This is a genomic window from Streptomyces sp. NPDC047886, from assembly GCF_043204435.1.
Taxonomy (GTDB): domain Bacteria; phylum Actinomycetota; class Actinomycetes; order Streptomycetales; family Streptomycetaceae; genus Streptomyces.
The window spans coordinates 135,427-157,971 of record NZ_JBIDCF010000009.1 but is presented as its reverse complement, the minus strand read 5'-3'; the positions used below and the strand labels follow the sequence as shown (position 1 = coordinate 157,971).

Annotated in this window: 22 protein-coding genes; 7 read left to right on the top strand and 15 right to left on the bottom strand. The window is 74.4% G+C overall.

Annotation, left to right across the window (positions count from 1 at the left end; translation table 11 throughout):
- Positions 1–121: 121 nt before the first annotated feature.
- The 5 genes from ACGF5U_RS26250 to infC form a co-directional block, all read right to left on the bottom strand.
- Positions 122–1,318, bottom strand: a complete 1,197-nt coding sequence (locus ACGF5U_RS26250; RefSeq protein ID WP_392715282.1) for an ATP-binding protein — start codon at positions 1,316–1,318, stop codon at positions 122–124.
- Between the two features lie 54 nt (positions 1,319–1,372).
- Positions 1,373–2,230 (bottom strand): TrmH family RNA methyltransferase, encoded by an 858-nt coding sequence (locus ACGF5U_RS26245; RefSeq protein WP_392715283.1) that lies wholly within the window; start codon positions 2,228–2,230, stop codon positions 1,373–1,375.
- Between the two features lie 149 nt (positions 2,231–2,379).
- Positions 2,380–2,766 (bottom strand): 50S ribosomal protein L20, encoded by a 387-nt coding sequence (gene rplT / locus ACGF5U_RS26240; protein WP_017945472.1) that lies wholly within the window; start codon positions 2,764–2,766, stop codon positions 2,380–2,382.
- A gap of 107 nt (positions 2,767–2,873) precedes the next feature.
- The gene (rpmI, locus tag ACGF5U_RS26235; RefSeq protein ID WP_019884943.1) at positions 2,874–3,068 is read right to left on the bottom strand and encodes a 50S ribosomal protein L35; all 195 of its coding nucleotides are present in this window, start codon (positions 3,066–3,068) and stop codon (positions 2,874–2,876) included.
- Between the two features lie 112 nt (positions 3,069–3,180).
- A complete protein-coding gene (gene infC / locus ACGF5U_RS26230) occupies positions 3,181–3,810 on the bottom strand; it encodes a translation initiation factor IF-3 (protein ID WP_392715284.1) in 630 nt (209 codons plus the stop codon).
- A gap of 335 nt (positions 3,811–4,145) precedes the next feature.
- Between infC and ACGF5U_RS26225 the strand changes: the two genes are divergently transcribed.
- Complete coding sequence (locus ACGF5U_RS26225; protein ID WP_392715285.1) at positions 4,146–4,520, top strand: DUF1844 domain-containing protein; 375 nt, start codon at positions 4,146–4,148, stop codon at positions 4,518–4,520.
- A 25-nt stretch (positions 4,521–4,545) separates the two neighbouring features.
- Here the strand turns inward: ACGF5U_RS26225 and ACGF5U_RS26220 are convergent, their stop codons facing one another.
- The 3 genes from ACGF5U_RS26220 to ACGF5U_RS26210 form a co-directional block, all read right to left on the bottom strand.
- A complete protein-coding gene (locus ACGF5U_RS26220) occupies positions 4,546–5,283 on the bottom strand; it encodes an SseB family protein (protein ID WP_392715286.1) in 738 nt (245 codons plus the stop codon).
- A gap of 471 nt (positions 5,284–5,754) precedes the next feature.
- A complete protein-coding gene (gene mycP, locus ACGF5U_RS26215) occupies positions 5,755–7,005 on the bottom strand; it encodes a type VII secretion-associated serine protease mycosin (protein WP_392715287.1) in 1,251 nt (416 codons plus the stop codon).
- Positions 7,002–7,847, bottom strand: a complete 846-nt coding sequence (locus tag ACGF5U_RS26210) for a hypothetical protein (protein WP_392715467.1) — start codon at positions 7,845–7,847, stop codon at positions 7,002–7,004. The genes mycP and ACGF5U_RS26210 overlap by 4 nt, the downstream gene beginning before the upstream one ends.
- Before the next feature lie 820 nt (positions 7,848–8,667).
- Here ACGF5U_RS26210 and ACGF5U_RS26205 point away from each other — a divergent pair.
- Positions 8,668–9,870 carry an amino acid deaminase/aldolase gene (locus tag ACGF5U_RS26205; RefSeq protein ID WP_392715288.1) on the top strand — a complete coding sequence of 401 codons (1,203 nt, stop codon included), beginning with the start codon at positions 8,668–8,670 and terminating at the stop codon, positions 9,868–9,870.
- A 103-nt stretch (positions 9,871–9,973) separates the two neighbouring features.
- On the opposite strand, the gene ACGF5U_RS26200 is transcribed toward ACGF5U_RS26205, so the two are convergent.
- From ACGF5U_RS26200 to ACGF5U_RS26185, 4 genes are read right to left on the bottom strand one after another with little or no spacing between them, the layout of a single operon-like run.
- Positions 9,974–10,885, bottom strand: a complete 912-nt coding sequence (locus tag ACGF5U_RS26200) for a DUF2510 domain-containing protein (RefSeq protein ID WP_392715289.1) — start codon at positions 10,883–10,885, stop codon at positions 9,974–9,976.
- A gap of 36 nt (positions 10,886–10,921) precedes the next feature.
- On the bottom strand, positions 10,922–11,713 hold the full coding sequence (locus ACGF5U_RS26195; protein ID WP_392715290.1) for a 3-oxoacyl-ACP reductase: 792 nt from the start codon (positions 11,711–11,713) through the stop codon (positions 10,922–10,924).
- Positions 11,714–11,719: 6 nt separating this feature from the next.
- Positions 11,720–13,093: an aldehyde dehydrogenase family protein gene (locus ACGF5U_RS26190; protein ID WP_392715291.1), complete on the bottom strand. Its 1,374-nt coding sequence runs from the start codon at positions 13,091–13,093 to the stop codon at positions 11,720–11,722.
- 3 nt (positions 13,094–13,096) lie between these two features.
- Positions 13,097–14,500, bottom strand: a complete 1,404-nt coding sequence (locus ACGF5U_RS26185) for a glutamine synthetase family protein (protein WP_392715292.1) — start codon at positions 14,498–14,500, stop codon at positions 13,097–13,099.
- 174 nt (positions 14,501–14,674) lie between these two features.
- On the opposite strand from ACGF5U_RS26185, the gene ACGF5U_RS26180 reads away from it, so the two are divergent.
- The 3 genes from ACGF5U_RS26180 (at position 14,675) to ACGF5U_RS26170 (ending at position 17,767) form a co-directional block, all read left to right on the top strand.
- Positions 14,675–15,400 carry a FadR/GntR family transcriptional regulator gene (locus tag ACGF5U_RS26180; RefSeq protein WP_392715293.1) on the top strand — a complete coding sequence of 242 codons (726 nt, stop codon included), beginning with the start codon at positions 14,675–14,677 and terminating at the stop codon, positions 15,398–15,400.
- Positions 15,401–15,538: 138 nt separating this feature from the next.
- Positions 15,539–17,017 carry an ethanolamine permease gene (eat, locus tag ACGF5U_RS26175; RefSeq protein ID WP_392715294.1) on the top strand — a complete coding sequence of 493 codons (1,479 nt, stop codon included), beginning with the start codon at positions 15,539–15,541 and terminating at the stop codon, positions 17,015–17,017.
- Positions 17,018–17,086: 69 nt separating this feature from the next.
- Positions 17,087–17,767 carry a gamma-glutamyl-gamma-aminobutyrate hydrolase family protein gene (locus tag ACGF5U_RS26170; RefSeq protein ID WP_392715295.1) on the top strand — a complete coding sequence of 227 codons (681 nt, stop codon included), beginning with the start codon at positions 17,087–17,089 and terminating at the stop codon, positions 17,765–17,767.
- Between the two features lie 123 nt (positions 17,768–17,890).
- On the opposite strand, the gene ACGF5U_RS26165 is transcribed toward ACGF5U_RS26170, so the two are convergent.
- Entirely contained in the window at positions 17,891–18,802 is a 912-nt protein-coding gene (locus ACGF5U_RS26165; protein ID WP_392715296.1) for a LysR family transcriptional regulator, read from the bottom strand.
- 199 nt (positions 18,803–19,001) lie between these two features.
- On the opposite strand from ACGF5U_RS26165, the gene ACGF5U_RS26160 reads away from it, so the two are divergent.
- A complete protein-coding gene (locus ACGF5U_RS26160) occupies positions 19,002–20,147 on the top strand; it encodes a TDT family transporter (RefSeq protein ID WP_392715468.1) in 1,146 nt (381 codons plus the stop codon).
- Here the strand turns inward: ACGF5U_RS26160 and ACGF5U_RS26155 are convergent.
- The gene (locus ACGF5U_RS26155) at positions 20,086–20,835 is read right to left on the bottom strand and encodes a helical backbone metal receptor (protein ID WP_392715297.1); all 750 of its coding nucleotides are present in this window, start codon (positions 20,833–20,835) and stop codon (positions 20,086–20,088) included. The two genes, ACGF5U_RS26160 and ACGF5U_RS26155, sit on opposite strands and share 62 nt — an antisense overlap.
- On the bottom strand, positions 20,832–21,377 hold the full coding sequence (locus ACGF5U_RS26150) for a helix-turn-helix domain-containing protein (protein ID WP_392715298.1): 546 nt from the start codon (positions 21,375–21,377) through the stop codon (positions 20,832–20,834). The genes ACGF5U_RS26155 and ACGF5U_RS26150 overlap by 4 nt, the downstream gene beginning before the upstream one ends.
- Positions 21,378–21,539: 162 nt before the next feature.
- On the opposite strand from ACGF5U_RS26150, the gene ACGF5U_RS26145 reads away from it, so the two are divergent.
- Complete coding sequence (locus ACGF5U_RS26145) at positions 21,540–22,445, top strand: 5'-3' exonuclease H3TH domain-containing protein (RefSeq protein ID WP_392715469.1); 906 nt, start codon at positions 21,540–21,542, stop codon at positions 22,443–22,445.
- Positions 22,446–22,545: the final 100 nt, after the last annotated feature.

Sequence of the window (22,545 nt, the reverse complement as noted above, 5' to 3'; positions counted from 1 at the left end):
CGAATGGGCTGGCTGGGGCCCCCGCTCGACGACCGAGGACGCAAAGGTGCCAAAGGACGAGTCTAACGGGGTATGACGACGCGGATGCGCTGCGGATCAGCCCGTGGACTCCCGCGCGGCCTCAGAGGAGATAGGCCGGGGTGCCCACGGGCAGGGTAAATCGGAATTCGGCCCCGCCGGCGGGGCTCCGTCCGACGGTGATCGTGCCGCCGTGCGCCTCGACGATGCCCTTGACGATGTAGAGGCCGAGCCCGGTGCCGCCGCGCTTGCTGCCCCGCCAGAAGCGGGTGAAGACACGGCCCATCGACTCCGCGGGGATACCCGGGCCCTCGTCGCTCACGGTGACCGCCGTTCCCTTCTCGTCGTCGCTGTCCGCACCGGCGGGTGCCACCTCGATGGTGACGGTTCCCTCGCCGTGGCGCACCGCGTTTTCGAGGAGGTTGCCCAGGACCTGGTCGACCTTGTCGGGGTCGGCCCACAGATCGGGCAGGGGACGGCGGACGCGGACGAAGAAGCGGTCGGGTGCCTGTCCCCGGGCGGTGTGCGCCTGGATGTGGCGGCCGACGGCGGCGGCGATGTCGACGGGCTGGCGGCGGACCTCCAGCCGTCCCGAGTCGATGCGGGAGATGTCGAGGAGTTCGGTGATCAGCCGGGTGACCCGGTCGGCGTCGGCGTCGACGGTCTCCAGCATCAGCCGCTTCTGGTCGTCCGTGAACCGCTCCCACTTGGCGAGGAGGGTCGCGGTGAACCCCTTGACGGAGGTGAGCGGCGAGCGCAGTTCGTGCGCGACGGTGGCGATCAGCTCGGCGTGGCTGCGTTCGGTACGGCGCCGGGCCTCGGTGCCCCGCAGGGAGACCACGACGCGGCGGACGGGGCCGAGGGGGTGGTCGCGCACGTAGCGGGCGGAGACGAGGACCTCCCGGTTGCCGGGCAGCAGCAGATTCCGCTCGGGCTGCCCGGTACGGGTGGCGAGGCCGCCGTACGGATCGGTCAGCGCCCACCAGCGGCGGCCCTTGAGGTCCTCCAGGGGGAGCGCCTCGTCCAGGGGGCGGCCCATGGCGCGGGCGCGGGGCACGGCGGTGAGCCGTACGGCGGCGGCGTTGAAGCAGACGACACGGCCGCCGGCGTCGGCGACGACCAGGCCGTCGGGCAGGTCGTCGGGGTCGCAGGCGCGGGCGGGGTGACCGTCGGTGTGGCGGTCACCGGCGTGCCGGCCGTCTGCGCGGCGGTCGTCGGCGTCGTGGCCGTCGGCCGCGACGGCGGAGGCGTGAGCCGTGGCCTCCCGCGTCCCCGCGGGCCTGCTGGTCCCGACCGTCATCCCCGTACCCCACCCCTCCGTGCACCGCAGCGGGCCCCCGAGCCCGTCACCCTACTAGCTGGAGGTGACGGAGCGGCACCCTCCCGCAGCACGCTGCGCACGGGCGGACGCGTAGAGACATACGGCCGCGGCGGTCGCCAGGTTCAGGCTCTCGGCCTTTCCGTGGATCGGGACGCGGACGACGGCGTCGGCGAGGGCGCGGGTCTCCTCGGGCAGGCCCCAGGCCTCGTTGCCGAAGACCCAGGCGGTGGGGCCGCCCATGGTGCCGGCGTCGAGTTCGGCGTCCAGGTCGTCGTCGCCCGCGCCGTCGGCCGCGAGGATGCGGACACCGGCGCTCTTCAGACCGGCGACGGCCTGCTCGACGGGGACACCGACCGCGACCGGCAGATGGAACAGGGAGCCCACGGAGGCGCGGACCGACTTCGGGTTGTACAGGTCCACGGAGGCGTCCGTGAGGACGACCGCGTCGGCACCGGCGGCGTCGGCGCAGCGCAGGACGGTGCCCGCGTTGCCGGGGTCGCGTACGTGGGCGAGGACGGCGACCAGCCGGGGCCGGGCGGCGAGGATCTCGTCGAACGGCGAGTCGAGGAAGCGGCAGACGCCGACGAGGCCCTGCGGGGTGACGGTCTGCGAGACCTCGGCGAGCACGGCGTCGGATGCGAGGTGGACCCGGGCGCCGCCGGCGCGGGCGGCGGCCACGATGCCGGCGTACCGGTCGGCGGCCTCGGCGGTGGTGAACAGCTCGACCAGGGTCGGCTCGCCGCTGCCGCCGCGGTGTTCCACGGCCTCGCGGACGGCCTGCGGCCCCTCGGCGATGAAGAGGCGCTCCTTGCCCCGGAAGTTGCGCTTGGCGAGCCGCCGGGCGGCGACGACGCGCGGGGATCGCGGGGAGATCGGCTCGGGGGTGCCCATGATGGTCGGCGGCTCTCTTCTCGTACGGCCGCGTTCTGCGTGCGCGGCCCCGTCGTACGGGCGCGCCGGTGGCGGCGCGGGGGTGGAACGCGCCGGACCCGCAGGCGGTGGGCCTGCGGGTCCGGGCTGAAGTACTGCGGCCTGGGAGATCAGGCGGCGGCCTTCGGCGCGTTGACGTCGCTCGGAAGGGCCTTCTGGGCGACCTCGACGAGAGCGGCGAACGCGTTGGCGTCGTTGACCGCGAGCTCGGCCAGGATCTTGCGGTCCACCTCGACGTTGGCGGCCTTCAGACCCTGGATGAAGCGGTTGTAGGTGATGCCGTTCGCGCGGGCAGCGGCGTTGATGCGCTGGATCCACAGCTGACGGAAGTCGCCCTTGCGCTTCTTGCGGTCGTTGTAGTTGTAGACCAGCGAGTGGGTGACCTGCTCCTTGGCCTTGCGGTACAGGCGCGACCGCTGGCCGCGGTAGCCGCTGGCCTGCTCGAGGATCGCCCGGCGCTTCTTGTGAGCGTTGACTGCCCGCTTGACGCGTGCCACTTGTTAACTCCTTGTAGCGGGGTCGTGGTTGGACTCACACGACCCGGAAACGTTTGGGTCCCGGTATCGGGGATGCGCTCTCGTCGCCGAGAGCGTCACAGAACAAGTCAGATGCCGAGCATCTTCTTGATCTTGGCGGCGTCACCCGGGGCCATCTCGGCGTTGCCGGTGAGGCGACGCGTCAGCTTGGAGGACTTGTGCTCGAGCAGGTGGCGCTTGCCGGCGCGCTCGCGGAGCACCTTGCCGGAGCCGGTGATCTTGAAGCGCTTCTTGGCACCGCTGTGCGTCTTGTTCTTCGGCATCGCGCCGTATCTCCTCGTCAGTGGCGCTCCCAGCCGGTCCGGGGACCGGCGAGCGGGAGCGTCAGATGTGTCGGTTGGGTCCTGGGCGGGCCCGGAACCCGGGCCTTGCAGGCTATTCGGCGGGCTGATCCGCCTGGGCGGGCTGGCCCTGGCGCTCCGCCTTGCGGGCGGCCTGCGCCTCGCGGGCCTCGGCCATGGCCTCGGTCTTCTTCTTGTGCGGACCGAGAACCATGATCATGTTCCGGCCGTCCTGCTTGGGGTTCGACTCGATGAAGCCGAGCTCCTGGACGTCCTCCGCGAGCCGCTGCAGCAGCCGGTAGCCGAGCTCCGGCCGGGACTGCTCGCGACCACGGAACATGATCGTGATCTTGACCTTGTCGCCCTGCTTGAGGAACCGGACGACGTGACCCTTTTTGGTGTCGTAGTCGTGCGGGTCGATCTTCGGCCGGAGCTTCATCTCCTTGATGACCGTGTGCGCCTGGTTCTTGCGCGCCTCACGGGCCTTCATGGCCGACTCGTACTTGAACTTCCCGTAGTCCATGAGCTTGCACACGGGCGGACGGGCGTTCGCCGCGACCTCGACCAGGTCGAGGTCGTACTCCTGGGCAAGCTCCAGGGCCTTGGCAAGCGGGACAATCCCGACCTGCTCGCCGCTGGGACCGACAAGTCGCACCTCGGGAACGCGAATCCGGTCGTTGATGCGGGGCTCGGCGCTGATGGATCCTCCTCGGTAGCACCACACGACCGCCTGGCGGACGGACGCGTAACGTCTGTTTCGTCAGACCAACCGCGCCGGCGCACGAAAAATGCCCCGGACGGGACACAGGCGGGGCTCCTGGGAATACCGGAACACCGCCACGGTGAACCGCGGGGCGCACATCGGGCGGCTCCATCGTCCGTACGGAACGATGGTCGCCGCCTGACCGGTGACCCGCCACCCCGAGGGGCGGCCAGGTGGGAGATCGGAGCCTCCACTTGTGGGCCGGATCACATGAGGTGTCCAGCCGGTCGTCACACCAGGTTAGCAGCTACCGGGCGGTGGGCCCAACCGGAGACGGGCCGCCTATCGTGTGAGGCATGAGCGACGCCACCTCGAACCATGACCCGAGCAACGAGTCTCCCGACTTCTCCACCATGACCCGCGACATCGCGGAGGTCCCCGCGGTGGAGGTGATCGTGACGGTCGCCGTCAACCTGATGAGCGCCGCCGCCGTCAAGCTCGGGCTGACCGAGGAGGGCGAGAAGTACAAGGACCTGGACGAGGCCCGCAAGCTCGTCCACGCGCTGGCCGGCCTCCTCGACGCGGGCGCCACCGAGATCAGCTCGTTCCACGCGGCGCCGCTGCGCGACGGTCTGAAGTCGCTCCAGCTCGCCTTCCGCGAGGCGTCGCTCGTCCCCGACGAGCCGGGCCAGGGCCCGGGCGAGAAGTACACGGGCCCCGTCTACGGCTGACGGCCCCGCCGGCCCCGTGGGGGGGCTACCGCTTCTCCCGTACGTAGAAGGGCTCGCCCGGGGGCGTGGCCCCGGCCGGCAGCAGTGCCAGGTCGAGGCCCCGCACCAGGCGGGCCCTCAGTGTCTCGTCGGCCGCCAGGGCACGGGCGACGCGCCCCGCCACCTCGGCCGGTGCCGCGTCCGGCGCGGGCACCAGGGCCAGCGTGCCGTCCGCCGCGCCCCTGGCCAGGTACGCGCGGAGCACCGACGGCTCGGCGGCGACCAGGGCGCGTACGGCGTCCGTGACGGCCGGGTCGGCGAGCGGGTCCGATGTGGTGCGGCCCTCCGCGAGGGCACGCAGCGCGGGGCCGGTCAGCTGGTACGGCACGGGGCCTGCCATGTCGAGCACGACCGTGTCGGCCTTCTCGTGCGCGGCGGCCATGAGCGCCTGGTGCAGCGGTACGGCGACGGGACGGGCGGCCGGGTCCCAGAGGGCCAGCGCGTCGGTCGACGTGAACGCGGGCAGGGCCCGCCGGTCACCGGCCGTGAGGGTCGGTACGGCCATGTCGCTGGTCTTCTCGCGGCGCAGGCCGTTCTCGTCCTCCTCCACCTCGCCGAGCACGGCGACGACGGGGACCAGCAACCGGGCTCCCCGCAACGCCTCCAGCACGCGCGGCTCGGCCGTCCTGTCCTCGGCCCAGGCCGCGAGGGCCTCGGCGAGCCGTGGGTCGGCGGAGCCGTCGTCGTCGGAGAAACCGGGGTCGGGGATGTTCTTGAGCGCCACGTGCCGAGCGTATCGGCCCCCGCCCCGGGTGCGGCGCGCGGCCCTCGGCGCGCGGAGCCCCGGGACGTAGGCCCCGCAGAGCGTGCGCGCCCCGGGACGTACGGCCCTCGGACCTCGGGCCTCGGGACCTCTTGCCGTAGCGGCCTGCGGGGCATCCGGCCCCGGGCCCGCCGTGTGCGGGGCTTCGGGACCGCGCGGGGCTTCGGGACGCGGCGGAGCCCAGGGGTGCGGCGGCACTCAGGCGGTAGGGCGGCTCCCCGGCGGCGCGGCGGCCACCGGCGGTAGGGCGGCCTCAGGCGGACGGCGGCCCCCAGACGGTGCGGAGGCACTCAGGCGGTACGGCGGCGGTACGGCGGCACTCAGGCGGTACGGCGGCGCCCAGGCGGTACGGCGGCGCTCAGGGGTGCGGCGGCGCCCAGGCGGTACGGCGGCGCTCAGGGGTGCGGCGGCGCCCAGGCGGTACGGCGGCGCTCAGGGGTGCGGCGGCGCCCAGGCGGTTCGGCGGTCCTGGCGGCCGCCGCGCCACAGGACGACCGCCACGGCCAGCAGCAGCGCGCCGACGCCGCCGGCGACCGCCGCGAGCGGGCCGGTCTCGGCGGGCTCCTCGGGCGCGGGCTTCGGTCCGGGGCCGAAGTACCGCTCGCCGTAGCCGTGCGTCGCCGCCTTCAGGTCGGCGGGGCGCAGCTTCGCGCCCGCCTCGATCGCGGCGGCCGGGTCGACCATCCCGTACCCCTTGTCGTCGTCGTGGCCGCCCTCCGGGCGGCCGCGTGCGGTGTCCGACAGGAGCTTCTTGATCTGGGCCGGGCTCAGTCCGGGGTGCGCGGCGCGCACCAGGGCGACGGCTCCGGAGACGAACGCGGACGCGGCGCTGGTGCCCCAGCCCTCGTAGTACTTGCGGTCCGGGTCCGCTATCACCACGTCGACTCCCGGCGCGCTGACGGTGGAGTACCAGCGGCTGGTGGAGAAGGAGGCGTGGGTGCCGTACCGGTCGACGGCGGTGACGGCGATCACGCCGGGGTAGGCGGCGGGGTACGAGACGCGGTCGCCCTTCTCGCCGCCGTTGCCCGCCGACGCGACGACGACGGCGCCCTTGGACAGCGCGTACTGGACGGCGGCGTCCTCGGCGGGCTCGGGGTGGGCGGACTCGCTGTCGTCGCCGAGGGAGAGGTTGATGACGTCGGCGCCCTGGTCGGCGGCCCAGCGGATGCCCTGGGCGAGGGCGCCGCCCCGGGTGTGCCTGGCTTTGGCGCGGGCCTTGTCGGTGCCTTCGAGGATGACCCGCACGGGCAGGATCTTCGCTTCGGGCGCGATGCCGAGGACCCCGTCCTCCCGCCGGGGGCCGTGTCCGTGGCCCGCGACGATGCCGGCCATGGCGGTGCCGTGCCGGGCCCAGGAACGGTCGCCGCGGCGGGCTCCGAAGCCGATGAAGTCCTTGCCGGGCAGGACGTTGCCCGCCAGGTCGGGGTGGGTGGCGTCGACGCCGGTGTCGAGGACGGCGACGGTGATGCCCTTGCCCTGGGTGGTGCGCCAGGCGTCGTCCGTGTTCAGGGCGTGCAGACCCCACTGCCGGGCGCGGATCGCGTCCGCGTGGGCGGTGGCGGCCGGGAGCAGGGCGAAGGCGGTGGCGGTCAGGGCGGTGGTGACCGTGCGGACGGCCCGCCGGGTACGGGGCCGGGGGCGGCGGCCCGGACGGACGGGTGCCCCGAGGGCTCGTCGGGTCATCGGGGCTCCTTGGTGGCGGCCGCCGCGGTCTTGCGGAGGGCGGCCTCGATGCCGGTGGCGACCCCCTTGGCGTCGTGCCCGAGGCCCGCCTGCGCGGGCGCGGTGGTCCGGCCCTTGATCATGGCCTCGTCGGCGGGCTCGGGCGTCGGGACGGCGCGGCCGTCCGCGAAGCCGGACACCGCGTAGACGACGACGGGGAGTTCGGTGAGGACGCTCACGTGCCAGCTGGCGCGCTGCCGGTCGCCGAACCCCTGGGCGACGGTGCCGGGGGCGGCCAGCGGGCGGGGCATCAGATCGGTGCGTTCGTCCCACGCGTCCTGGCCGAACCGGGTGCGCAGCGCGGCCATGGCGGTGGCGTCGGCCTCGGTGAACACCATGCCGACCGTGGTGACGCTGGTGGCTGTGGCGTCGGTGTACGTGGCGCGCAGCACGCGCAGGCAGCCGACCGGCTTCAGGGCCTGGAGGAGGAGCGGGTCGAAGGCGGTGGTCGAGCAGGGGCCGTCGGGTGCGACGGCGACGCGCGTCCACACGCGGTCGGCGCCTCCGGGCCCGGCGTCGTCGCCCTTGAGGGTGCGCGGGAAGAGCGTGTCGACGGGTACGCCGTGCCAGACGGTACGGGTCTCGGTGTAGACGGTGCGGGGCGGTTCGGCGGCCTCGCCGACGAGCCAGGTGCCGGCGGCCGCGCCGCCGATCAGGCCGAGGCCGAGGACGAGGCAGGCGACGGCCGTGGCCGTACGGGCGGGGTGCCGGGTGCGTATCGGCCGCAGCCGGGTGGTGGTCTCGGCCGGCGCCTCGGGCGGCACCGTATAGGTCTGCCCGTACGACACGGGGGCCACGGGCAGCGTGGGCGGCGCCGGTTCCGCGGCGGGGTACGGCGCCGACGCGCGGGCGGCGCCGGGGTCGACGGGGCGCGCCGGGTGCGGGAGGCCGGGACGGGACGGGTGCGGGGCGGGGCCGGGCTGGGGCCGCGCGGGGGTGCGCGGGGCGGCGGGGTACGGCGCGGCGGGGCCGGGCTGCGACGGCAGGCGGGCCCCGGCCGGGTCGCCGCCGGGCGCGGGGGCGCCGGGACGCCGGCCGCCCGGACCCGTCGGGTGCGGGGCGCTCGGGTCGGGCCGCCGTGGCGGAGAGCCGCCGGTCGCGTCGGGGTGGGGCGCCTGGGCGTTCCGGGGAGCGGCGAGGGGTGCCCGTACGGGCCGGAGCGGAGTGGTGGTCTCGGCGGGGGTGGCGGGCGGCGCGGGGTGCTGCCCCGCCGGACGGCGCGGCTCGTCGGGACGGCGCGGCTCGTCGGGACGGTGTGGCCCGTCCTGCCGTTCGGCCGTGGGGCGCGGTCCGGGACCGGGCGGGGACGGGGGGCGCGACACGGGTGTGTGCGGCGCGCGTTGCGCGGGCGGCGTCGGTATCGCCGTGCCGGGAGGCGGCCCCGCCGGGTCGTCGGACGGCAGCGGGGCGTCGGTGATACGGGAGGACGGGCGCCGTGCCTCGGTGCTCATCCGCCCCCCTGGTTGTCGTACGGAACGCCGCTCGGAGCAGGCTCGTTCGGCGGCGCGTGACGGCCACTTTACGGGCTGCCGGGACCTCGGCGGCAACGAGCCCGCAGGTCGGGGAGGTTCTGACCGTATCGTCCCCCTACCCCCGGGTAGCCGGGTCTGGCAGTCTCGGTCCATGACTCCCCGTGCCGCCGACCAAGCCCGGTACGACCGGGCCACCGCCCATCTCGACGCGCCGCTCGCGGTGGTCGACCTGGAGGCCTTCGACGCGAACGCCGACGATCTCGTGCGCCGTGCCGGCGGCAAGCCGGTCCGGGTCGCGAGCAAGTCGGTGCGCTGTCGCGCGCTGCTGGAACGGGTCCTGGCCCGCCCCGGGTTCGCGGGCATCATGTCGTTCACGCTGGACGAGTCGCTGTGGCTGGCCCGCGCCGGGTTCGACGACGTGCTGCTCGCGTACCCGTCGGCGGATCGTGCCGGGTTCGCGGAGCTGGCCGGGGACGCGAAGCTCGCGCGGGCGGTGACGGTGATGGTGGACGACCCGGCCCAGCTGGAGCTGATCGACGCGGCGCGGAGCGGGGGGCGGGAGGAGGTCCGGGTCTGTCTGGAGCTGGACACCTCGCTGCGGCTGTTCGGCGGGCGGGTACGGATCGGGGCGCTGCGTTCGCCGCTGCGGGAGCCCGCGCAGCTGGCCGAGCTGGCCCGGTCGGTGGCGCGGCGGCCGGGGTTCCGGCTGGTGGGTCTGATGGCGTACGAGGGGCACGTGGCCGGGGTCGGGGACGCGATCGCGGGGCGGCCGGTGCGCTCGCGGGCGGTGCGGCTGATGCAGTCGGCCGCGCGCCGGGAGCTGGCGGCGCGGCGCGCGGCCGTGGTGGCCGCGGTGCGGGCGGTGGCGCCGGACCTGGAGTTCGTGAACGGCGGCGGCACGGGGAGCGTGCAGCACACGGCGGCCGAGGACGCGGTGACCGAGATCGCGGCGGGCTCGGGGCTCTACGTACCGAGGCTGTTCGACAACTACACGTCGTTCACGGGCCGCCCGGCGGCGCTGTTCGCCCAGCCCGTGGTGCGCCGGCCGGGGGTGGGCGTGGTGACGGTGCTGGGCGGCGGCTACCCGGCGTCGGGCGCGCCGGGCAGGGACCGGCTGCCGGTGCCGTACCTGCCCCAGGGGCTGCGCTACGACCCGCAGGAGGGGCCGGGCGAGGTGCAGACGCCGCTGCTCGGCGCGCCCGCCGACGATCTGCTGATCGGCGACAAGGTCTGGTTCCGGCACGCGAAGGCCGGTGAGCTGTGCGAGCGGTTCGAGCGGCTGCACCTGGTGGAGGGCGACCGGGTGACGGCGACCGTCCCGACGTACCGGGGCGAGGGCCGTACGTTCCTCTAGACCGTGCGTTCCTCTCAGGGTGCGTCGCGCACGGGGAGGGGTGCGTCGCGCACGCGTAGGGGTGCGTCGCGTACGGGTCTCCCGGGGCCTTCCCGGCCCGGTGTCAGCCGCCCTGTCCGGGGCCGATGCTGCTGCCGACGCCGCCGCCCGTCGAGCTGCCGATGGGGCGGATGCCCCGGGTGATCTCGTCCATGAGGGCGAGCGGCGGCCCGTCGGGTCCCGCGTCGAAGGCGAACCGCACGACGACGGGCGCCTCGCTGCCGAGCGGTGAGGGGAAGGCGAGCGACTGGACGTAGCCGCCGGGTCCGGCGCCGGTGGTGACCTGCCAGCGGACCAGGTAGCCGGTGCGTCCGGCGACGACGGCGGGGCGGGCCGCGACGACCTTGTGGGAGCGGATGCCGCCGTAGTGGCGGTTGCCGAGTGAGTCGTCGCCGTAGAGGTGCTCGGCGGCGTCCGCGATGTCCTCCTTGGCGATCGCCTCGGCGCCGGTCGCGGAGGTGGTGGCCGTCCAGGAGGAGACCCGGCCGTGCCGGCACAGCCGGCTGGTGGAGTTGGGGCACTGGTAGCTGTCGGCGGTGCTGACGGTCGGCACCCGGTCGACGGTGCGTTCCGGTTTCTCCCAGCCTGCGGGGATGGGCAGGGTGATGCCGTTGAGCTGGTCCACGACGACGCCCGGGTCGTCGGCGGGGCCCGACGGTTCCGCCGGGGCGGACGGTGTCGGCGTGCCCGGGGCGGGGGTCGCGCCGGTGGGCCCGGCGGCGGGTGCCTTGCCGGCCTCGGGCGCGCCGCCGCCGGGGCGTGTCCACAGGACGGCCGCGGCGACCGCCGCCACGACGACGACGGCCGCCGCCGCGACCTGGACGACCCGTCCCGTGCGCTTCGGCGGCACGACCGGGGCGTGCGGCTGTCCGCCGGCGGGGCGGGTGTGCCCCGTCCAGGCGGTCCCGTCCCACCAGCGCTCGACCGAAGGCGTGCCGGGGTCCGGGTACCAGCCCGGCGGAGTCGTCATGCTCATGCGGCCCAGGGTAGAAGGCGGCGGGGCGGCGACGGCCTACAGGGGCGTGACGTACGCGCCGGAGATACCGCCGTCGACCAGGAAGTCGGTGGCGTTGACGAAGGACGAGTCGTCGCTCGCGAGGAACGCGACGGCGGCGGCGATCTCCTCCGCCTCGGCGAACCGGCCGACCGGGATGTGCACGAGGCGGCGCGCGGCGCGCTCGGGATCCTTGGCGAACAGCTCCTGGAGGAGGGGGGTGTTCACCGGCCCGGGGCAGAGCGCGTTGACGCGGATGCCCTCGCGGGCGAACTGGACGCCCAGCTCGCGCGACATGGCGAGCACGCCGCCCTTGGACGCGGTGTACGAGATCTGCGAGGTGGCCGCGCCCATGACGGCCACGAACGATGCCGTGTTGATGATGGAGCCCCTGCCCTGGCGGCGCATGTAGGGGATGGCGGCCTTGCAGCACAGGTAGACGGAGGTGAGGTTGACGTCCTGGACCCGCTTCCAGGCGTCCAGTCCCGTGGTCAGGATCGAGTCGTCGTCGGGCGGCGAGATACCCGCGTTGTTGAAGGCGATGTCGACACTGCCGTACGTGTCGTACGCCGCCTTGAAGAGCGCGTCGACCTGTTCGGCGTCGGTGACGTCGACGCGTACGAAGAGGCCCCCGACCTCGTCGGCGGCGGCCTTGCCCGCCGTCTCGTCGATGTCGCCGCAGACGACGTGGGCGCCCTCGGATGCGAGCCGGCGTGCGGTGGCGAGGCCGATGCCGCTGCCGGCGCCGGTGATGACGGCGGTGCGGCCGGCCAGGCGGCGGCAGACGGTCTCTTCGGTCTTGTCCTTCATGGGTGTTCAGTCCTCCGTGCTGATGAAGACGTTCTTGGTCTCGGTGAAGGCGGTGAGGGCGTCGGGGCCCAGTTCACGGCCGATGCCGGACTGCTTGTAGCCGCCGAACGGTGTCCAGTAGCGGACGCTGGAGTGGGAGTTGACCGACAGGTTGCCCGCCTGGACCGCCCGGGACACGCGCAGGGCGCGGCCCACGTCGCGGGTCCAGATCGAGCCGGCGAGGCCGTAGTCGGTGGCGTTGGCGAGGCGTACGGCGTCGTCCTCGTCCTCGAAGGGGAGGACGACGGCGACGGGGCCGAAGACCTCGTCGACGGCGACGGGCGCGTCGGGCGCGGCATCGGTGAGCACGGTCGGCGGGAACCAGAAGCCGGGGCCGTCGGGCGCGCTGCCCCGGATGCCGTGTCCCGTGCCGTCGGGTACGTACGACCGGACCCGGTCGAGCTGTGCGCGGGAGATCAGCGGGCCCATGTCGGTGGCCTCGTCGGAGGGGTCGCCGACGACGACCTTCTCGACGGCCGGGGCGAGGAGTTCGAGGAACCGGTCGTGGACGGAGCGCTGGACGAGGACGCGGGTGCGGGCGCAGCAGTCCTGGCCCGAGTTGTCGAGGAACGCCATGGGCGCGGCGGCGGCGGCCGCCTCGATGTCGGCGTCCGCGAAGACGATGTTGGGGCTCTTGCCGCCGAGTTCCAGGGTGACGCGCTTGAGCCGGTCGGCGCCCCTGGCCATGATCTGCTTGCCGACGCGGGTGGAGCCGGTGAAGACGACCTTCGCGACGCCGGGGTGTTCGACGAGGGCGTTGCCGGCCACGGCGCCCTCGCCGGGCAGTACCTGGAAGAGGCCGTCGGGCAGTCCGGCGTCCAGGGCGAGTTCGGCGAGGCGCAGCGCGGTGAGCGGGGTGGTCTCGGCGGGCTTGAGGAGGACGGCGTTGCCCGCGGCGAGCGCCGGGGCGGTGCCCCAGGCGGCGATGGGCATGGGGAAGTTCCAGGGGGCGATGACGGCGACGACCCCGAGGGGTTCGAGGAGGGTGACGTCGAGCCCGCCGGGGACGGGGATCTGCCGGCCGCTGAGCCGTTCCACTCCCCCGGCCGCGTAGTCCAGCAGGTCGCGGACGTTGCCGGCTTCCCAGCGGGCGTTGCCGATGGTGTGTCCGGCCTCGCGGACCTCCAGCAGGGCGAGTTCCTCGCGGTGGTCGTCCACGGCGGCGGCGAAGCGGCGCAGCAGCCGGGCCCGGTCGGCCGGGGCGGCGGCCGCCCAGCCGCGCTGGGCCAGGGCGGCACGCGTCACGGCGGCGCCGACGTCCGCGACCGTGGCGGCGGGGACGGTGGCGACGACCTCTTCGGTGGCGGGGTTCAGAACGTGGAGCTCGGTGGTCAACGTCATGCCTCACATGCGTTCGAAGGAGCGGCGCAGCTCCCAGTCGGTCACCGCGGCGTCGAAGGCGTCCAGTTCGACCCGCGCCATGTTGTGGTAGTGCGCGACGACCTCGTCGCCGAAGGCGGCCTTCGCCAGGGTGCTGGTCTGCCAGAGTTCGGCGGCCTCGCGCAGCGTCGGCGGGACGTGGGCGTAGTCGGCGGTGTAGGCGTTGCCGGTGCACGCCTCGGGCAGTTCCAGCTGCTGTTCGATGCCGTGCAGGCCGGCCGCGATCATGGCCGCGACGGCGAGGTACGGGTTGACGTCGCCGCCGGGGAGGCGGTTCTCGAACCGGGTGGAGCGGCCGTGGCCGACCACCCGCAGGGAGCAGGTGCGGTTGTCGTACCCCCAGGCGACGGCGGTCGGCGCGAAGGAGCCGGGCTGGAAGCGCTTGTAGGAGTTGACGTTCGGGGCGTAGAGGAGGGAGAAGTCCCGCATCGCGGCGAGCTGGCCGGCCAGGAAGTGCCGCATGACGGGTGACATGCCTGCCCGGAGCTCGCGGCTGCGGCCGGGCACGGGGGACCCCCATGGTCCCTCGCCCGCCATGACGTTGTTCCCGTCGGCGTCCTGGAGGGAGAGGTGGATGTGGCAGGAGTTGCCCTCCCGCTCGTTGTACTTGGCCATGAAGGTGAGCGAGACGCCCTCCTGGGCGGCGATCTCCTTCGCGCCGGTCTTGTAGACGGCGTGCTGGTCGCAGGTGACGAGCGCCTCGTCGTACTTGAAGACGATCTCGTGCTGGCCGGGGTTGCACTCGCCCTTGGCCGACTCGACCGTCATGCCCGCGCCCGCCATGTCGTTGCGGATGCGGCGCAGCAGCGGTTCCACGCGGCCGGTGCCGAGGACGGAGTAGTCGATGTTGTACTGGTTGACCGGGGTGAGCCCCCGGTAGTTCGCGTCCCAGGCCTGTTCGTAGGTGTCCTTGAAGACGATGAACTCCAGCTCGGTGCCGACGTGCGCGGTGTAGCCGAGCGCGGCGAGCCGGTCGAGCTGGCGGCGCAGGATCTGGCGGGGTGCGGCGACGACGGGCGAGCCGTCGTTCCATGCGAGGTCGGCGACGAGCAGGGCGGTGCCCTCGTGCCACGGGACGCGCCGCAGGGTGGCGGGGTCCGGGCGCATGGCGAAGTCGCCGTACCCCTGGGACCACGAGGACATCTCGTAGCCGTCGACGGTGTTCATCTCGGTGTCGACGGCGAGGAGGTAGTTGCAGCCCTCCGTGCCGTGCTCCAGCACCTCGTCGAGGAAGAACGGGGCGGCGAACCGCTTGCCCTGGAGCCGCCCCTGCATATCGGGGAACGCCAGGACGACCGTGTCGATCTCACCGTTCGCGACGAGGGCGCGGAGCTCCTCGACGGCGAGCGGGGGTGTGCGGTCTGCCACGGGACGGATCCTCCTTCGGTCAGCCGGAAGCCATAAGGTATGACCTGAGACCATTGCTTGGGAAGGGGCCACGTCCCGCCGGGGGACACTGCATCCGATCGCGGCCGTCCCGCGGGCCGGGTCCCGGCCCGCCGGGCAGGAGGCCGACGGCATGCCATCGCGAGGTGAGACCAGGTGAACAAGAGCGACCGGCCCGACGCGCTGACGCCCGTGCTGCGGGCCGTGCGGGCGGGCAACGGCTTCGAGGAGGCGCTGGAGCAGATCCTCCAGGTCGTACGGCTCGGGCTGGTGCCCGGCGGCGAGCGGCTGCCGGCGGAGCGCGAGCTGGCCGAACGGATGGGGATCAGCCGGGTCACGCTGCGCGAGGTGCTGAAGGTGCTGCAGGAGCAGGGCCTGGTGGAGAGCCGGCGCGGCCGCTACGGCGGCACGTTCGTGCTGCACCGGGCCCGTACGCCCGGGGAGGAGGAGCTGCGGCGCCGGATAGCCGCCGTGGACCTGGAGGACACGCTGCGGTTCCGGGAGGTCCTGGAGACCGGCGCGGCGGGCCTGTGCGCGGGGCACGGACTGTCCGCCGACGGCGCCGACCGGCTGCGTACGGCCCTGGCGGCGACGCACGACGCCCCGCTGGAGGACTACCGGCGCCAGGACACGCTGCTGCACCTGACCCTCGCGGAGCTGTCGGGCTCCCCCACCCTCACCGCGAGCTACGCGGCGGTCCGGGCGAAGCTGAACGACCTGCTGGACTGCATCCCGCTGCTCGTCCGGAACCTGGAGCACTCGCAGCACCAGCACACCGCGCTGGTGGAGGCCGTCCTGGAGGGCGACGCCGACGCGGCGCGGGAGGTGGCGCGGGAGCACTGCGCGGGCACGGCGGCGCTGCTGCGCGGCTTCCTGGCCTGAGGTCGCGGCGGACGGGGGGCGCTCGGCCGCGACGGGCCCGCGTAACCCGAAAGTAACGCAGGGGTCTTGCGTTACCCACGAGCCACCGCAAAGGTATGGGTCCATTCCATTGGGCCCGACCCCGGAGCTGACACTGCCATGACGCTCGAAGACACCTCGGGAACCTCCTCGGGAACCTCCCCGGACCGTACGACCCCGAAAGCCGCCGGCGCCGACGACTACCTGAAGCGCAGGGCACTGCGGCAGGGCAGCGCGGGATGGCTGCTGCTCACCGGGCTCGGCGTCGGCTACGTCGTCTCCGGCGACTTCTCCGGCTGGAACATCGGTCTGGAGAAGGGCGGCTTCGGCGGGCTCGCCGTGGCGACCGTCCTGATGGGCGCCATGTACGCCTGTCTCGTCTTCGCGCTGGCCGAGCTGTCGGCCATCCTGCCCGCCGCAGGGGGCGGGTACGGCTTCGCGCGCCGGGCGCTCGGCACCTGGGGCGGTTTCCTCACCGGAACCGCCATCCTCATCGAGTACATCCTCGCGCCCGCCGCCATCTCCATCTTCATCGGCGACTACGTCGAATCCCTCGGACTGTTCGGCCTGGAGTCGGGCTGGCCGGTGTACCTCGCCTGCTTCGCGATCTTCATCGGCATCCACCTCTGGGGCGTCGGCGAGGCCCTGCGCTTCAGCCTGGTCGTGACGGCCATCGCCGTCGCCGCACTGCTGATCTTCGCGGTCGGCGCGTTCACCGAGTTCCGCGCGGACGGGCTCGACGACATCCCGGTCGACCCGAGCGCGTTCGGCGCGAACTCCTGGCTGCCGTACGGGCTGCTGGGCATCTGGGCGGCCTTCCCGTTCGGGATGTGGTTCTTCCTCGGCGTCGAGGGCGTCCCGCTGGCCGCCGAGGAGGCCAAGGACCCGGTGCGGTCGATGCCGCGCGCGATGTCCCTGTCGATGGGCGTGCTGGTGGTGCTGGCCGTGGTGACGTTCTTCGCCGCGACGGGCGTGCGCGGCTCGGCCGCCATCCAGGACGCCGGCAACCCGCTGGTCGTCGCGCTCCAGGGCGACGGCGCGCCCACCGCGCTCAGCCGGTTCGTCAACTACGCGGGGCTCGCGGGCCTGGTGGCGTCGTTCTTCTCGCTCATCTACGCCGGGTCGCGGCAGCTGTTCGCGCTGTCCCGGGCCGGCTACCTGCCCCGGTTCCTGTCGCTGACCAGCCGCCGCAGGTCCCCCTACCTGGGGCTGCTGATCCCGGGCTCGATCGGGTTCGCGCTGGCCGCCGGCACCGGGGACGGGGCGCGGATGCTGAACATCGCCGTCTTCGGCGCCACCATCAGCTACGCGATGATGGCGCTGTCCCACATCGTGCTGCGCCGCCGCGAACCGCACCTGGAGCGGCCGTACCGTACGCCCGGCGGGGTGCTGACCTCGTCCGTCGCCTTCGTCCTCGCCCTGTCCGCGCTGGTGGCGACGTTCCTGGTGGACCCGGACGCGGCGGGGATCGCCCTGGTCGTGTACGCGGTCGCCGTCGCCTACTTCGCCCTCTACAGTCGGCATCGTCTCGTCGCGAACGCGCCGGAGGAGGAGTTCGCGGCACTGGCCGCGGCGGAGGCCGAACTCGACCGCAAGTGATTCGACCGTGATTCGACCCGATTCGACCGCGATCTGACCGCGATTCGACCGCGAGGGAAGGGACCCGATGTGCCCAAGCCGTTGATCGGTGTGACGACCTACCTGGACCCGGCCACGTGGAGCATCTGGCAGCTGCCCGCCGCTCTGCTGCCCGAGGCGTATCCGCGCCTGGTCCGGGCAGCGGGCGGGCTCGCCGCGATGCTGCCGCCGGACGAGCCGTCAGTCGCGGCGTCGGTGGTGGCCCGGCTGGACGCGCTGGTCGTCGCGGGCGGCGCCGATGTGGACCCCGTACGGTACGGGGCGCCGCGCGATCCCCGGACGGGTCCGCCCGCGCCGGAGCGAGACGCGTGGGAACTCGCCCTCATCGACGCCGCGCTCGCCTCCGGCACCCCGCTGCTGGGCATCTGCCGGGGCATGCAACTGCTGAACGTCGCGCTCGGCGGCACCCTGGTCCAGCACCTGGACGGGCATGTGGAGCGGGTGGGCGTGTTCGGCGGCCACACGGTCAAGCCGGTGCCCGGAACCCGGTACGCCGAGCTGGTCCCGGAGGCGGCGGACGTGCCCACGCACCACCACCAGGCGGTGGACCTGCTGGGTACGGGCCTGACGCCGTCCGCCCACGCCGGGGACGGCACGGTCGAGGCGGTGGAACTCCCCGGCGACCACTGGGTGCTGGGCGTGCAGTGGCACCCCGAGATGGCCGAGGACACCCGGGTGATGGCAGGTCTCGTACGCGCGGCGGCGTCGTAGCGGCGTCCGCGTGGCGGCCGTCCCGTCACGGGCGGTCTCATGGCGGCCGTCCCGTCACGGGCGGTCTCGTCGCGGGCGGTCTCGTCGCGGGCGTGCTCGCCACCGGCGTGCTCGCCACCGGCGTCAGGACGCCTTCGCGGCCCGGGAGAGGGAGAGCAGGTCCCGGGCCGGTCCCGTGGGACGGTGGCCGGTTGGCCATACGGCGCGCAGGGCACGCCGCAGGTCCACGCCCCGCACCGGGACCTCGACCAGGCGGCGGGAGGTCAGCTCCTCGGTGATGGCGAGCTCGCTCAGCACGGCGGGACCCGCGCCCGTGACCGCCGCCGCCTTCACCGCCGTCGTGGAGGCGAGCTCCAGCAGCGGCTCGGCGAGCCCGCCCTGCTCGGCGAGCGCGGAGTCCAGGACCTGGCGGGTACCGGAGCCGTACTCGCGCAGCACCAGCGGGGTCGCGGCCAGCTCGTCGGTCGTGACCGGCCCGCGGCGGCGGGCCCACCGGTGGGACGGCGCGGCCACCACGACGAGCCGGTCGTGGGCGACGACCGCGCCGTCGAGGCCGTCCGGGATCGTGAGCCCCTCGACGTACCCGAGGTCGGCCTCGCCGTCCATGAGGCGCTCGGCGACCGCCGCCGAGTTGCCGGCGTGCAGCGACACGGCCGTGTCCGGGCGCTGGCCGCGCAGCGCGATGAGCCAGCCGGGCAGCAGGTACTCGGCGATCGTCATCGAAGCGGCGACCCGCAGCCGCGAGTCCCGCCGGTCCCGCAGCGCCTGCGCGCCCGCGTCGAACGCCTCGGCGGCCTCCACCACGCGCCGCGCCCAGTCCGTGACGAGCGCGCCCGCGTCCGTGAGCCGGGAGCCACGCGGCGAACGGTCCACGAGCGCCACGCCGAGCTGCCGCTCCATGGAGCGGATCCGGCTGCTCGCGGCGGGCTGGGTGACGCCCACCTCGCGCGCGGCCCGGCCCAGACTGCCGTGCCTGGCCACGGCGAGGAGGAGTTCGAGTGCGCCGAGATCCGGCACGCGGTGCGAGAGGCTCATAACGCCAGCTTATGGGGTCATAGAGGAAACCTCCCTGGTCGGGGCGGTTTCCCGCCGGGAGGGTGTGAGCATGGCAGCTCTCGCGCGACACCACCCCCACGACACCGCAGGCCGCGCCGCACCAGGCGCCCCCGCCGCACCCGGGGCCGCCATGCCGGGGGCCGCCATGCCCGGCGCCCGCGCCACCCCCGGCGCCGCCATGCCCGGCGACCGCGCCGCCGCCGTCTCCGTGAGCCGCGCCCCGGTGCGGGTCCCGGCCGCCGCCCGGCGCCGCGCCGCCGCCGTCCGGCACCTCGGCCCGAACTGGTACGCGACGGTGATGGGCACCGCGATCGTCGCCAACGCGGGCTCGGCACTCCCCGTGGACGTGCCGGGGCTGCGGGCCGCCTGCGCCGCCCTCTGGGCGCTGTCCCTGCTGATGCTGCTCACGCTGCTGGTCGCGCGGGCCCTGCACTGGACCCACCACCGCGACCAGGCCCGCGCACATCTGCTGGACCCGGCGGTGGCGCCGTTCTACGGCTGCCTGGCGATGGCGCTGCTGGCGGTCGGCGGCGGCGCGCTGGCCGTCGGACGCGACTGGATCGGGACGGGCGCGGCGGTCGCCCTGGACGCGGTGCTGTTCACGGCCGGTACGGCGGTCGGCCTCGCGGCCGCCGTGGCGGTCCCCTACCTGATGGTGGTGCGGCACCGGATCGACGGCGCCTCACCGGTGTGGCTGCTGCCGGTGGTCGCGCCGATGGTGTCCGCGGCGCTCGGCCCGGCGCTGGTGCCGTACCTTCCGGCGGGTCAGGCGCGGCGGACGCTGCTGCTCGGGTGCTACGGGCTGTTCGGCCTGAGCCTCATGGCGGCACTGCTGATGCTGCCGCTGATCCTCGGGCGGCTGATCACCGGCGGGCCGCCGCCGACGGCGCTGACACCGGCCCTCCTCCTGGTACTCGGGCCGCTCGGGCAGTCCACGACGGCCGCCGGCATGTTCGCGGACGCGGCGCCCGGCGTGCCGTACGCCGCCGGTCTGGCCGTGCTGTACGGGGTGCCGGTGATGGGCTTCGCGACGCTGTGGCTGGCGCTGGCCGGCGCGCTGGTGGTGCGGGCCGTGCGGCGCGGGATGGCGTTCACGATGACGTGGTGGGCGTTCACGTTCCCGGTGGGGACCTGTGTGACGGGGTTCGAGGTGCTGGCGCGGCACACGGGCGTGGCGGCGCTGCGGTGGGCGGCGGTGGCGCTGTTCGTCCTGCTGGTGGCGGCGTGGCTGGTGGCGGCCGCGCGGACCGCGCGGGGGCTGGTCAGCGGAGCGCTGCTCGCAGCGCCGTCGCCGCGTCGGCCAGCGACGGCCCGTACCACGTGAGGTGGCGCCCGCCGACGAGCGCGGCGGGCATCCCGTCGAACGCCTCGGGCCCGTCGTCCACGGTGAACCGGTACGGCTCGTCCGGCAGGACGACGAGGTCGGCGCCGGACGCGCGCAGCTCGTCCAGCGGGACGCGCGGGTAGCGCTCGGGGTGGTCGGCGTAGATGTTGGCGACGCCGAGGCGGGCCAGCAGGTCCCCGGCGAACGTGTCGCGGCCGAGCACCATCCAGGGCCGCCGCCAGATCGGCACGACGGCCGCGCGGGGCGGTCCTGCGGGCGTCACCGCCGCCCAGGCCGCCTCCGCGTCGTCCAGCCAGCGCGGCCGGGACCGTACGCCGCAGGCCCGCAGCACCCGGTCCAGTTCGCTCAGCGCCTGGTCGAGGCCGCGGACCTCGGTGACCAGGACGTCGAGCCCGGCGGCGCGCAGGGCGGCGAGGTCGGGTGCGCGGTTCTCCTCCTCGTTGGCGACGACCAGGTCGGGCCGGAGGGCCACGACGGCCGGTACGTCCGGGTTCTTGGTGCCGCCGACGCGTGGGGCGTCCAGCCCCACGGGGTGGCTGCACCAGTCCGTGGCGCCGACGAGGACTCCGGGCGCCGAGACGGCCACGGCTTCGGTGAGGGACGGCACGAGGGACACGACGCGCGGCCCGCCGCTTCGTGTCGTGGCGGCCGCGGCGCGCCGGGTCACGGGGATTCCAGGCTCTCGGCGACGGCGACGACGAGGACCCGGGTGTCCGGCCCGGCGGCCCGCCAGCGGTGCCGTACGCCGCCGGAGAGGTACAGGGTGTCGCCGCGCTCCAGCCGGTACGCCCGGCCCTCGGCCTCCACCTCGACGGTGCCGTCGGCGACGTACAGCAGCGCGTCGTTGCGCAGGACCAGTTCGCGGCGGGCGTCGTGCTCGCCGGTGAACTCCTCGGCGTGCATCTGGTGTTCGCCGCGCACCAGGGGGCGCACGCCGGGGCGTGCGGTGTCGTCGCCGTTCGCGGCCCGTACGACGTCGACGGTGCGGGCGGAGTCGGCGGCGTCGAGCAGTTCGACGGCGGTCGTCTTCAGCGCGTCGGCGACCCGCTGGAGCGACCGCATGCTGGGGCGCGCGCGCTCGTTCTCGATCTGGCTGAGAAACGGCACGGAAAGCCCACTGCGCTCGGCGACCGCGGCGAGGGTGAGCGACAGGTCTCTGCGTCTCCTGCGGACGGCCGCGCCGACGCGCGGTGTCTCCTTGTCGTCCATGTTCGGCTCCCTCCCTCTGCGACCACCTTACGCAGCGGCGGTACCACCGAGTAGCGCAACGACCGAAGCAGGGGTACGCCGAAGCGGAAGCCGCAGGTGGGGACCGGGGTGCCGGTGAGTGTCGGTGGCGTGCGGCATGATCGGTGTGTGACGCGACGCCTGATGCTCCTCGACACCGCCTCCCTGTACTTCCGGGCCTACTTCGGGGTGCCGGACTCCGTGAAGGCACCGGACGGCACGCCGGTCAACGCCGTGCGCGGACTGCTGGACTTCATCGCCCGGCTGGTCCAGGACCATCACCCCGACGAGCTGGTGGCCTGCATGGACGCGGACTGGCGGCCGGCCTGGCGGGTCGAGCTCATCCCGTCGTACAAGGCGCACCGCGTCGCCGAGGAGACGCCCACCGGGCCGGACGTGGAGGAGGTCCCGGACACCCTGTCGCCGCAGGTGCCGGTGATCGAGGCGGTGCTCGACGCGCTGGGCATCGCGCGGGTCGGTGTCGCCGGGTACGAGGCGGACGACGTCATCGGGACGCTCGCCGGCCGGGCGGCCGGGCCGGTGGACATCGTGACCGGCGACCGGGACCTGTACCAGCTCGTGGACGACGCCCGCGGGGTGCGGGTGCTGTATCCGCTCAAGGGCGTCGGCAGCCTTCAGGTGACGGACGAGACCTGGCTGCGGACCCGGTACGGGGTGGACGGCCGGGGGTACGCCGACCTGGCGCTGCTGCGCGGCGACCCGAGCGACGGGCTGCCCGGCGTGCCCGGCGTCGGCGAGAAGACGGCGGCGAAGCTGCTGGACACGTACGGGGACCTCGCCGGGATCATGGCGGCCGTGGACGATCCGGCGGCGAAGCTCACGCCGACGCAGCGGAAGCGGCTGGACGAGGCCAGGGGCTACCTGGCGGTCGCGCCCACGGTGGTGCGCGTGGCCGACGACGTACCGCTGCCGGACTTCGACCCCGCCCTGCCGGGCGAGCCGCTGGACCCGGTGGCCCTGGAGGAGCTGGCGGCGCGCTGGGGTCTCGGCGGATCGCTGGAGCGGCTGCTGGAGTCGCTGCCCCGCTGACGCGCCTGACCGCCGGTCCCGCCGGGCGGCGGCGTGCGCCCGCGCCGGTCCCGCTGCGCCTCCGGGGACAAGGTGTTAGCTTAGGCATACCTAAGCCGAC